The following is a 13,775-nucleotide window of genomic DNA, read 5'->3' as shown; positions in this document are numbered from 1 at the left end:
TATATTGAGTTATTTTTCGTCTTTGCTTTGAATACTGAAATTAAATTTTGTCAGTGCGTGCGGTGTGATACGTAACACCTTTGGATTTTCGCTAATAACTGTCATGCCTGTCGGCAATGAATCACTATCAACCTTTACAAGAAACTGCTTTCCTTTTTTATCCAACACCCACTGATCTGGCACGTGATAACGACCATATTGATCCGTTTCGATAATGATCCCCTCAACGGTAAGCAACCTAACTCCAGGAATACCATCCTCGTATAACCCCATATTTTCTATGATGATTTCCCACAAATAATGCGAACCATCTTTATAGAGGTTTCGAGTGATATTCAGGTTTTCTCCGGTTAAGCCTTTTTCTCGCTCATCGGTATGGCTTGTTATCACTGAATCGTCTTTTTTAAACAGTATATGAGTGCCATCCTCAGTCGTTACCGTAAAATCAAATTTATCTCGAGTGGTGGTTCCAAATTGCAGTACCGCTTTATTCCCCTCTGGTAAGGTTCTGTTTCTAGAGAGTCCAAATAAATGATCAATAACGATACTTTTATTTATTGGTGCAACTTCTTTTTCAGTAAGCGCCTCTTCTTGGCCTTGAATTTCTAAAGTCGTTGAATTAACTACATAAACGGATGACGGAATATCAGCAGTGATCGTAATATCAAAGGCTGTTGCTTCTGCTTGGTAGCCATCACCATTATTATCTTCAAACACCTTTCCGATAATTGAAGCCGTATCAAATAGCTTATCAGGGGTTATATCTACCGTTGCGCTGCTCATGTTTGACTTAATTTCTAATGGTCCGCTTGTCATTCCTTCTGCCGGTGTCATGGCATAAGCCGTATTCACATAACTGCCAAATGTGGCACCTACCGTGACTCGCAATAAGTATCGAACACGAACTTTCTCTTGAATTGTTGAACCGCTTGAACCATACGCCAACATATCGCCAATATTGAATGTTAAGACACTGGTGATACTTGGGTCTTGGTTGGTAAATACATCATCAAATGTATCAAATTCGCCATCTGGACCACTGTTAGTAATTTCAGTCGAACCTTCAAGGTATTGGAAACCTGATGGGTATCTATCTTCTAACTTCACGCCTTTAAATTCAGCTTCATTGTGATTTTCAATAATCACTTCATACTCAATAACATCACCTACTTGAGCGCTGTCTTTAAGTGCCCTTTTAGTTACTTGAAGTTCACCTTCATTATCTGCAAACTTCTTAACGTGTATAGTGACGCTGTCTTCAGCTGTGATTCCACTTGGTGTAGTCACCTTAAAGGTGTTGGTAATATCATCATCAAGGCCTTTACCTATTTTACCCACAACGATAATTTCAAAAGCATTACCTTCATAAGCTTTTAAGGTTTGAGTCGAATCAAGATCAATCGAATTTTGAGTATCTATTATCGTTCCACCAGGGAATTCAATGATCTTTGACGTCCACTCTGTAAATAGAGGGTTACCATTAGCCCCTTGAAGCTTGGAAATTTCATCAACTAAACGTACACCAGAGACATCTGATGAACCTCTATTTGTAACACCTAATGTAAAGGTGATTTCGTCGTCATCATTTGTGTACTCTGCTTTATCTGCGATTTTTTTCACCATTAGAACCACTTCTTCTGGCTTCAACACGGCAGTTGAGTTTATCGGTGTTGTGCTGCCATCATCCATACTTGCTGTATTCGTGATGTCTCCTAGAGCATTGGGATTCACAATACCTTTAACGATAAAATCAATAGTCGCATTTGGTGCTAAATCAACAGTAACATTAATATCTTTCCCTAGCGGCAGAGGATCAATTGTTGTTGTACTGTATTTATCATTTTGTATATCGTAATTAATATCCCATGAACTAAACGCATCTTCAGTTGCACCTAAGATTGTCGTTACTTGTAGGTCACTAATGATGTCGGTGATCTGTATATTTTGAGCAAAGCTAGCTGCATTATTTACTAAAGTAATATGAAATTCTGCTTCTTCTCCTGCAATGTATTTCGCCTCTTGAGACCCATCTTTTACTGTTTTAATAAAAGAGACATTTTGTGCTGCAGGTTTTAATTCGGCATCATCCGTTACTGTTATGCCATTAAATTCCATCGTGGCGGTATTTTTTATAACACCAGTGGCTTTTACATTCACCTCTCCGCTAACTGTAAATGTCACCGTATCAAGCGGAGCGAGATCAATATTGACCTGAATATCTTCATTAATCGTCGAACTAGTTCGTGTTATAACGGTATCAGAATCATTCGCTTCAACATCTAAAATCCAATGGCTGAATGCTTGCTCTTGTATGCCATCTATCGTTTCTACAGTTAAAGCTGAAATGATGTCGTCTAATTTAATGTCATCGGCAAAACCATTAGTACCATTGGTCACCGTAATAACAAAATCTGATGATTCACCCGGTATATAAGTCTCAACCGGCGCTTCTTTTAGTAAGGTAACAACTGGGATAATAGGAAGGCTGACGGCTTCTGCGGTTTGAGTAACTCCATCAAGCTCCACTGTAACGGTATTTTTAACTTCACCATGAATTGTTGGTAGTAACTTGCCGCTGATGGTAATTTCCAATACATCGTTTGGTGCAATCTCAATGGTTCCATTAATATCACCCGAAGTAACGGTTGGGATAACCGTATGTCCTGTTAGTGAACTACCTGAGATAGTAATAGAATTAGAATCAAATGCTGTGATTGTATTACCATCGATTGTTGAACTTTCAATCGTAGAGACAAAGTCACTAATTTGAACGTCTTTTGCCCATGCAGCAGTCGTATTTGTCACCTTAATGGTATACGTTAAGGTATCACCAGCTTCATAGATGGATTTATCAACCACTTTCGTCACAGTTAATGCCGCTTTTTCAGGCATATAGGTTGCTTCAGCTCTTTTTATTTTATTTTCAGCATCAGTAACATTCACAATATTGGTAATGTCACCCATTGCGCCATCGTTTACTTTTCCTTCTAGATGCAGATTAATGATATGTGATGGTGCTATGTTGTAGTTAACTTCATAACCATCAGATCCTGTAATTTCACTGCCTGCGATCGGCTGAGATAATGATGCTTCAGCACCAACCACTGATACATTAGTAACATCCCACTGTTCAAATACACGACCTTCTCTAGCTTGGCCTGCAAAATCAGTTTTTATTGATTTACTTAGATCGCTAATATTGACATTGGTTACATAGCCACCACCAATATTCTCAACTTGAACATCAAACCCAATCGTCTCTCCAGGGACATAAGTCGCTGGTGTTTTAGATGTGTTTTTTGTTACGGATAGCTCACCCTTTTCTGGAACAATATAACCAACATCAACTTGGTACTTTGCCCCGTTGACAGTAACCGTATTTGTAAATTGACCAATCGCATCTTTTCTGATCATACCATCAATAACAATTTCAACGTTTGTCATGGTTGAATCTGCATTTCTGGCTGCCATTTTTATAACAGAATTAATATCACCACTTGTCGGTAAGCTACTGATATCGGTATAACTTGGAGATGAATCATGATCACCATCAGAAACTACACGTGAAGTAATTGTCCATGACTCTAAAGCCGGTTGCATTGAACCATCCGCTGTTTTCACCATAAATGAGGAGATTAGATCAACAACAGTCACTTCACTGTTGGTATCAGATTTATTTAATACTTGAATAGTATATTTAATTGGCTGCCCTGGTGAATAAGTGCTGATATCAGACGTTTTCATGGCGATTATCTTAGCCGTGCCCGCTGCCAATGTTACATCATTAGAATTTACACCATCAATCTGAGCGGTATTTACTATTGATCCTGTAGCATTATTTGACACCGTTCCTGATATCTCAAACTTCAAACTGTCCCCAGACATTAAATCAAACGTTGCATTTAAGTCCGATGAACCGTCATACTGCCCTGAAATAGAAAATCGAGAAGGATCTGGCTGCTCAATAAGGTGCACATTACTTGATGTAAATGCATCAATACCATCAGAGGTTTTTAAAGCACTAATTAGATCTTTTATTACGATATCATTAGCAGTACCTTCTCCGTCATTTCGCACCATGACTTCATAAGTCACTTGTCCGCTTGGGTTGTATTGACAACCACTGCCAGTCGTTGACGGAAATGAACACGTATTACTATCTGATGTTGTGTTAATCACTGTTTTTTCAAATACTAATAAAGGTGCTACTGGTGGAATAGGATCTGTTGTAACTGTGTTATTACCACCTACTGCTGTATTGGCGTCAACAACCCCCACAGCATCTTCACGAATATCACCAGTAATAGTAAAACTAATCTCTTCCATTGGGGCAATATCTAAACCATCTGATGCTTTAATATCAAGATCATCGTTAGGATCGTAATCTAATGGTTTGGTATCAATATCCGCATCTAACCCTGTCGTTACAATATCAGTAATATTCGTATTAATTAATGCGCTTTCGTTTGCCCCACCAATCACTTCCACTTGGATATTTGAAAGTAAATCTTGAATAACGGTATTGTCACGCCAAACTGGTTGAATATTTTTTACAACAAATTGATATTCTACGCTGTCACCCGGCTTATAAGTGTCACCACTGCTATAAGGCTGGCCAGCAATAGATACGATTTTTTTAGTTACTTCTAGTCCACTTGGGTCTGAATTAATATGTGATTTTGAAAAACCACTACCATTATATAAAGGCTTAATTTGAATGGCATCTAAGCTATCGTCACGGATTTGTGATTCCATTACGAAGTCGATCCATCCATTAGGTGCAATAGACACATAAGCCAAATCAATATCTGCATTAACACCACCAACATAGGAGCCAATAGAAGTCATCGATTCGCCTGAAGTTGTCGCTGTAACACTCCAACCGTTTGGTTGATATACGATACCTTTCTCGTTATCACCTTGGCCTAGAGCCGTTTGTGCTAATCTCACTTTTAAGTCTGAGAACTTCTCAACTAGTGATTTGCCATACTCAGTACCATCACCGTTATTCTCTAAACGTAAGTGATAGTAGACTTTCTGGTCATCTACTTGATGATTATAAGTCGTTTTAACAGTACTAAAGGCACTATCTGAGTAGGCTTTATGTGTTTTTTTAATGACCGAAGGTAGCATAACGGAACGATCAGAACTCACATTATATCTGCCCGCAATAAGCGCTTCATTTTTGAATTCCCCAACCGCACTCTCAACAATATGAGCCTTTATTTTATATCTAACAAACGAGCCTAATGGAGCAGAACTTTTTGCAGCTAAATCAAACGTGGTATCAATATTCTCGTTATCTTTAACCATTCCTGGGTTAGATATCGGACTTCGATCTGTTTCCGTTATTATTTCCCAGCGATCAAAAGCAGGACATGTATAAATACTGCCAGTATTGATGTTATAGCATTCCGTTGTTATTGAGCGAATTCTGTCGATAATTGCAATATCATTCAGATGCACTTCGTTGTCATTAATAATTTCAATTTGATATTCAACAAATCCATCCGGCTTGTATCCAGATAAACCACTACTTAGTTTTGTAACCCCATCAGTATCGTAGTAAGCTAAAATGATTTTTGAATAATCAAATTTTTGAGCATCAGGTTTAGATATCGCACTCACGCGGTCACCATTAACCGATAGTATGTTAATAATGTCTCCAACCGCTTCAGGATTTACAGTTGTAGCCACCACATAATCAATGGTTGCCCCTGCTGGAATGGAAGCTCTTGTATTGATATTTTTACCATCGGTAACGGTTCCAACTTGCACATTACCACCAGCAGAACCACCTGTTACAACAGGGTTTATTGTCCAACCAGGCATAAATGCTGAGCCTAAATTACCATCGACAAGCTCAACCTGAACTTTTGATATTTCATCAAGCACAGGAATATCGTAAGCATTACCTTTACCGTCATTAGTGATAAGCAAATGATAAGTTAAAGATTCACCCGGCTTATAGTTAATCTCATCAACTTCTTTAGAAAAGGTTAAGTGAAACTCATTTGGACGAATGGTAATACCACCGATATCTATATCCCCTACAGCATCTTCACGCACAATTCCTTTTATGGTGTATAGAACATAGTCACCACCAGCAACATCAATGGTTGTGTTTATGTTCTTGTTATCTTCAACCGTGCCATCAAGTGTCCCATCTGTTGTACCACGGCCACCATTAGCGTCATCTTTCATCACATCAACAGAAAACACGTTTGAGAATGGGTTCTCTGTAGTCCCATCCATTAGTAGCACATCCAAACCTAAAATATCTTCGGTCACTTTATGATCATTTAAGTAACCCGTTTTAGAAAGTACTTTGATGGTATAAGTTAACTCATCACCAGGGCTGTAATACTGATTAGAAGAACCATTAACCAACACCTGTCTAATGGTATCAGCACCATTCCAAGTAATTTCATTTTCATGATGTGAAATATGAGATTGTTCTGTTACCTCCCCAAAATCACGATAAACATAAGCATCATTAGGCAACAAATTAGTTAGTGAACCAGACATCATCGTACCAACGTAATTGTCTTTAACCTTCGCCTTAATCTGGAAGGTTTTTACTTCTTGTGGCGCAAGCTCTAAAACATCAGATGACCCTACTGCTGGATAAATAAAATCATCCGTATTTTGAGGGCCAAAAGAAGCCTCACCATCAAGTTTGATTTGCCAATAGTCAAAGGGAGACTGGTCTACATCATTTTCAAAATGATCGTCTTTATCATTGGCTAGTACCGATTTAATTTGAGTCATCAAATCGGCAACAGTCAGCCTTTTTGCTGTTATTGTCGCGCTGTTGTTCAACAGTGATATGGTATAGGTAATATCTTCACCAGGAACTACTTTCACTTTATCTGAGGTTTTTAAGATCGATATATTAAATTTTTCTGTTACGGCCCCTTTACCTATTTCTGCCGTTGATGAATGATCCGTACCTGTAGCAGGATCATGAATTTCTGCCGTATTTGATATTTCATCTTTTATATAATCAGATTTAACCGTACCTATGACTTTATAAACGACATGGCCCATGCCATTATAATCACCAGATGATTCTTTTGGATCAATATCTACTCTAGATTGAATATTTCCGCCATCTGGCCATGTAGCTTTTATATCAGTATAACTGCCACTCTTAGGGTGTCCTTCTGTACTTGCTTGAATTGTCCAGCCTGGTTCAAATACGTCCATACCAATAATATCATCACTGACATCTACGTCATTGGCATACCCTGCTCCTTTATTGAAGATATAAATATTGAACTCGACAATTTCTCCAACTTTAAACACATCATTAGGCGTTGTTTTAGTTACCAATACATCCGGATCTTTAGGGTGAACCCATGCATTATCACTATTCGACTTTCCATTGTCTGGCGTAGAAACTGTGGCTATATTATTAAACTTTCCCCAAACAATTTTATTATCATCAGTACGGTCAATCTGTGCTGTAATCGTATAAATAATGCGAACATTCGGCGGAATTTGTGCTGTTGTATTTAAGTCTTTATTATTTTCAACGATACCTACATCAGTCGCAGCCAAAAGCTCTGCTTCTTCTTGTGATGACAAACCAGAAGCATCAATTACTTCTTTTTGCGTTGCAATTGTCCAAGTAGTAAATACTGGAATTTGAGTATTTTCAGGCTCTAATAAATCAGCTTTGATGGTGGAGATCGGATCGACCACATCTACATTAGTAGCATAACCATTTGCTTTATCGTTTTTTAATACGAGTTGATACGTAACTGTTGTTGCCGGTTTTGAGTATGAGGTTTGCTCTCCACTAAACGTCGCCGCTCCATCAATTTTTACGGCTTTATTTATCGTTACAGCGAAATCTCTTGGTACAGATCCTCTGTCTGCGATTGCTTTTCCATCTACAATCACCTGATTGGTTATTTTGCTATTTGCTGTTGCAATTGTTCTTGCTTTTATGGTGTAAGTTATTGTAGTTTTTGGTTCAATTGTCGCTTTTACATCTAAAATATTTGGGTGGGTAATTGCTCCTGAAACCCCTGTGTCGGTTGCACTTGCAGGTGTTCCATCAATATGTTCAGCGTTTGCTGTAACGGTCCAATAAGAATAAGCAGGAATTGAGTTACCATAAATATCAGTCACCATAATTGCCGCTAAATCATCAACAACAGAAACTTGATCGGCAAAACCATCGCCGTTATTTGTTACTTTTATAGTATAAGTGAGTAATTGACCTGATGAATAATAATAAGAATCGACATCTTTTGTTACCGATAAACTGTCATCAGGCATTTCAACCCCTGTTCCGTCTTCTGTTACATCATCGGCACAGCTTGGATCATTATCAATGATAATCCCAATGCTAGTATCATTAACCGTAGCTGTCAGTTTATAGATGACCTTTTTACCGGGAGCTACATCGGGTGAAACAACAACATCTCCAGTACCTGACGCTGTAAATTTACCTGCATCTGTTCCTTGATTATCACTACCGTTGGTAACTTCTAACTTCCATGATTTAAAAGCACTTGCCGAACCTTCGCCGCCCGCTTGCTCTGTTTTAATACATGACAATTTATCAACGACAATCAAATTATTAGCAAAATACTTACTTGATGTATTCTCAACCGTAATGTCATAAACCACCTCCCCACCAGGGGTATACTGACTTTGTGATGTCAATTTGGTGATTTTAATTTCTGGATCGGCTGTCTGTAGCACTTTTTCAGCATTAATCGGTGTAGTAATTTGACTCACTGAGTTAGCCAAAGAACCATCAGATTTTAATACTTTTGCGCTTAAATTCTTAATTTCACCAATAGTTACCGGAGTGATTGTAGCTAATATGAGATAATCGATGGTCTCACCAGGATAAACCGATACTACATCATCAAATGCTGTATCTGTTAGTTCACCACTGTCATTAAGAGCCGATACTGAATTGCTACCAATTGTATTTACTTTAGATACCCATGAGTTATATGGGTTACCCTGTACATCAGTCTGATCAAGCTTAATTGCATCTAAATCATTACCTAAAGTAGACAGTAAGTCTGAAATGTTATGTTGGACATGATAATTATGAACAATACCACCACCGGTATTCTCAACACTCAGGTGAACTTTCATTTCACCATTAACCAAATAAGGCGTTGTATTTTCAAATTCATGGTTTGTAATGGTCAACTCACCAATAACAGGTGGCGTCGTCAGTTCAATACTATCAACTACTCCATCTTTTGTAGTTGAGCTTGCAGACGTGACAATGTCACCAACTAATTTATCGACTACTGTCGCTTTTATAGTATATGTAACACTACCACCAACATCCAAACTAGCATCAGTTACTACAAGATCATCTTGTGGAGCAAAGACCCCTGCATGACTGCCTGTTCCACTTTTTTTTGCAGAAATAGCAACGGAGGAGAATGGAGAAACTAATGAACCATCAATCGATTCAACCGATAAAGAGGAAAATAATTGGTTAATGGCTAGGTGCTGAACTTTATAACTGCCTGTATTTTCAGCCTTTAGTGTATAAGTTAACAGATCGTTTAATTCGTATTGGCTTTTATCGACAGAAAGAGTCAATGTATATTCATAAGGTGCTGGCGTGATAATTTGTGTATTTGAATCAATACTTTCAGATGATGAAGTTACATTTGCTTGAATCGAAACATCAGCAATAGCAGTATCTGAAACTCTTGCTAAAACAGTATAAGTTAGCACACCACCCTGTTGTAATTTCGCATTGCTAACCATAAGGTCACCTGACGTACTAAAATCCCCTTTATTAGAGAACCAAGTAGCAGATCCTGATATTTCCGTTGATTGAAAAGCGAGTTCAGAACCTGACATTGCAGACATAAATTCGGAAGATACTGAAATATCATCAATGGTAAATGAAGATACATTAGTGACAGTAACTTGATAGGATACGATTTCATTGTTTTCATAAATCGCACTATCAGCCGTAATAGCAATAGTCAGATCAGCAGAGTGAGCGCCGAGAGATAAAAACAAGCCAATAAACAAACTAAATAGCTTAGTACTAAAACTATTTTTTAAATGAGAAATAAACATTCTTATTAATACACCAATCAAATTTTAAACTGTCACAACTTCATAAATCAATGATCTACTTTAGAGTGAATAAACCACCTAAACGTCACACCAATGTCAAACCTAGTTAATATTAGATTATAATATGTAACATTTATGAGAATGTTATTTCGAAATTATATTGGTGCTACCTATATCTCATTTTTTGTTCACTAACCTAGAGGAATCATCTGAAATTAAAATGGATTTCTCTAAATTATAAATACCTAAAATAGAAAAGAGACATTACTGCCTCCCAAATGAGAGTGAAGGTTTACTCATTATTAGATTTAGTTACATTAGTTTGAGTTGCTACTCCCTACCATTTCTTTTTGCCTTATTATGTGATTTAACTCGATAATTGATTCTAATTTATTTGATTAGATTTATTGATTCAGTTATCAATATCAAATGCTATTGAAGGGAGTCGAGCATGATTTTAGCCACACCAAATGAATTTGAACCATACTTATTTATTGATAGTAAAAGTGGCTCATACTACTCAAAATATGAAAATTTCATATTACAAAGTGTATTTCAACCCATTGTAGATATTCAAAATAAAGTGATTGGGTATGAGGCACTACTTCGTATTTTTGATCACAAAATGACGTCAATACGCCCCGATCTTTTTTTCAAAAGTAAAACTCATTCATTAGAAGACATATTGAATATTGAAAAACTTAGCCGGATTATCCATATCCGAAACTTTTCAACCTTTGCATCTGACCATTGCCAACTCTTTCTTAATGTATTGCCAGAGTCGGCCATCCACTTTCATCAGCATAAGCTTAAAAATATCAATATTTCTTTACTTGAGGTTCGAATAAAACAGCTAGGTTTAACACCCCAACAAGTGACACTAGAGTTGCTTGAATTCCACTACCATGATGAAGAGGGACTAGCTACCGCTATTCAGGGTATTAAAGAACATGGGTTTAATGTGGCTATTGATGACTTTGGTTGTGAAGCATCAAGTAAAAAAAGAGTATCCAGTTTAAACCCTCACATCATTAAAATAGACCGTAAATTACTTCTGCAATACGATAAAGGATTAACTCAACCATTATTATCTGCGATCGCTTTAGCAAAAAAAGAAAATGCAAAAGTCGTTATTGAAGGCATAGAAACACCATTGCAGTATGAAAAAATGAAAGCATTAGGTGTTGAATATTTTCAAGGTTTTTTAATAGGTAAACCTTTACCGTTACATCAACAAAAACACCAAGCAGCGTAACTTCCCTTTACTCTTGCCACTTTGTCGCTAAAATAGCGTTTTTGATTTTTTAAAGGATTCACGCTATGTCCATCCAATGGTTCCCTGGTCTAAAGTAACGAGATTCAATAGAATCCAATAAAATACAACAAATAGAAATATAAACAATAACTTAAACCAAAAACAAGTCCATTAACGTTCACTAAATAGTACCCCAAGTCAGCGTTTTTAGTACCCCAGGATGTACCCCATAATCCAAAACTAATATATACTGTTTCTATCTAGTTTTGAGGTAATCATCATGGCTCGTCAAGTAATACGTCTTACTGATAGAAAGATAAGATCAGCAGCGCCAACAGGGAAAGAGTTTACATTATCTGATGGTGAAGGATTGCAATTGCGTGTGCGCCCAACTGGGGCTAAATCATGGCAATTTAAATTCAGTGACCCTGTAACAAGAAAAATTCAAAAAATAGCACTTGGCCCTTATCCTGAATTATCTCTGGCTAATGCTCGCTCCAAAACAACTGAGTACCGAACACTCTTAGCTCAAAAAATAAACCCTAAGTCATTTGAACAAAATAAAGAGCTTGAGGCGAAAAGAGTACAGACGTCGACTTTTATCGCAGTTGCAGAACAATGGTTTGAACGAAAAAAAGAAACGGTTTCTCCTGCGCATGCATACCGAGAATGGCGGACATTAGAAAAATATATTTTCCCTCATATGAGCAAAATTCCAGTTGCTACGATCACTGCTGTAGAAACAATAGATGTATTACGACCTCTAGAAAAAGAAGGGAAATACTCGACGGTTAAACGAATTTGCCAAAGTCTTAACCAAATCATGGATTATTCAGTTAACCACGGTTTAATACACGCAAATCCATTAGCAAAAATAATTAAAGTCTTTCGTAAAAATACAGTTTTGCACATGCCGACTATTCGACCAGAGCAATTACCTGATTTTTTAAAACGACTGCATTCATGTTCAACAATACAAACTAAAACTAAATTGCTCATTTTATGGCAACTGCACACAATGACGCGCCCAAAGGAAGCGGCAACAACTCGCTGGATAGATATTGATTTAGAAAAAGGCGTATGGACTATCCCTGCTGAGAATATGAAACGCAGAAAAGAACACCGTATACCGCTGACATCACAAGCAATCAAAATTCTGGAACAGATTCGATTACAAAGCAAACGATGTGATTACGTCTTTCCTGGTGAGCGAGATACAAATAGCCATATAAGCTTGTTTACAGCAAATGCAGCCATAAAGCGTAGTCTTGGGCTAAAAGATGAGTTAGTCGCTCATGGATTGCGTGCTATAGCTTCTACTGCCCTTCACGAACATGGCTTTGATAGTTTATTGATTGAGGCTTGTTTATCACATGCCGACCAAAATGAAGTGAGAGCCAGTTACAACCGCTCTGATTATTTAGAACAAAGAAAAGAGATCATGTGCTGGTGGAGTGATTATATAGAAAAGGCAGCGTAAGTCTGCCTCTTCATTAAATAAAACCAAGCCGCTACTGAGCTCGATTATATATCCCATCCATCACCTCTCAGACTTACACTTAGTTTTTTGACTTTTAGCAAGAGGCCTTAGTCGATGCCAGATATCAACTAACTTAAGAGGACCGCGCTGAACACACAAAGTTTTACCTTCATGTTGAATAATGGCCGCTACTACTTCTATTTTTTTAATCAAACTAACCTCAAATCAATAATCATGCATTTTCTAGTTTAAAAACCACCACATAAGCACCTTCGAAGACTCACCCTAATAACCACTCAAGGTTAATTCATCCAATTCAAATGGTTCTCTTCAAATATCTCGACGCCTTTTTGGCGAATCCGGTCAATCCAGTCTTCGGCTTTATTAACACCAACGCAAAAATGATTAACCGCAGCTTCTTTTACAACTCGGTGTTCGTTACGAATCGTAGTCGGCATTAGCACGCTATCATACGTGTTGATACATACAGGAATGAACCATTACGCAGACCGAACTTATTAAACTTACCACCTTTCTCTAACCAAGATTCCTCTGGTGGATGCCAACGATAAATCGGGTGTTCATGATAATGTTTGAACGTTTTAATAGAGAGGAAAACTATCACTATTGGCCAAAAAATAATTAAATGCCAGTTAACCACATCAAAATCGACGATCTTCATATTGTTTGCTAGATCGTAACAATAACCGACACACGCTTACCGTTTAAAAACTCACTCGGACTCAGAAAATTTAATGCCTTTCTAGGTCTCGAATTAATCAAAAACTCTGCCTGTTTAACCTCTTTTGCAGCAAGTTCTCCAATGGCCATTCCCTTTGGGAAAAAACGTCTTAGTAAACCATTGGTATTTTCATTCAAACCTCGTTGCCAGGAATGGTAAGGTTTAGCAAAATAAATGTCACAGTTCAGATGCTTAGCTATCTTAGCATGACCCGCAAA

The 13,775-nt window shown here is 37.5% G+C and carries 6 protein-coding genes; 2 read left to right on the top strand and 4 right to left on the bottom strand.

All coding sequences use genetic code 11. The features are described 5' to 3' along the window. Positions 1-9: 9 nt before the first annotated feature. A complete protein-coding gene (locus PVK71_RS16210; RefSeq protein ID WP_274420004.1) occupies positions 10-10,080 on the bottom strand; it encodes a DUF11 domain-containing protein in 10,071 nt (3,356 codons plus the stop codon). 451 nt (positions 10,081-10,531) lie between these two features. Here PVK71_RS16210 and PVK71_RS16205 point away from each other — a divergent pair, with 451 nt between their 5' ends. Both PVK71_RS16205 and PVK71_RS16200 read left to right on the top strand, forming a co-directional pair. Then, positions 10,532-11,335 carry an EAL domain-containing protein gene (locus PVK71_RS16205; RefSeq protein WP_274420003.1) on the top strand — a complete coding sequence of 268 codons (804 nt, stop codon included), beginning with the start codon at positions 10,532-10,534 and terminating at the stop codon, positions 11,333-11,335. 280 nt (positions 11,336-11,615) lie between these two features. Next, positions 11,616-12,815, top strand: coding sequence for a tyrosine-type recombinase/integrase (locus tag PVK71_RS16200; RefSeq protein WP_274420002.1), 1,200 nt, complete (start codon positions 11,616-11,618; stop codon positions 12,813-12,815). Between the two features lie 302 nt (positions 12,816-13,117). On the opposite strand, the gene PVK71_RS16195 is transcribed toward PVK71_RS16200, so the two are convergent. The 3 genes from PVK71_RS16195 to PVK71_RS16185 form a co-directional block, all read right to left on the bottom strand. Continuing rightward, positions 13,118-13,273, bottom strand: coding sequence for a VOC family protein (locus tag PVK71_RS16195; RefSeq protein ID WP_274420000.1), 156 nt, complete (start codon positions 13,271-13,273; stop codon positions 13,118-13,120). Then, positions 13,273-13,497, bottom strand: coding sequence for a hypothetical protein (locus tag PVK71_RS16190; RefSeq protein ID WP_274419999.1), 225 nt, complete (start codon positions 13,495-13,497; stop codon positions 13,273-13,275). The genes PVK71_RS16195 and PVK71_RS16190 overlap by 1 nt, the downstream gene beginning before the upstream one ends. 8 nt (positions 13,498-13,505) lie before the next feature. Further along, positions 13,506-13,775: IS30 family transposase (locus PVK71_RS16185; protein ID WP_274419998.1), on the bottom strand; the 270-nt coding region annotated here is incomplete at its 5' end.

This window comes from Aliivibrio sp. S4MY1, from assembly GCF_028765545.1.
Lineage (GTDB): Bacteria > Pseudomonadota > Gammaproteobacteria > Enterobacterales > Vibrionaceae > Aliivibrio.
This window is presented reverse-complemented; position numbering and strand designations above follow the sequence as displayed.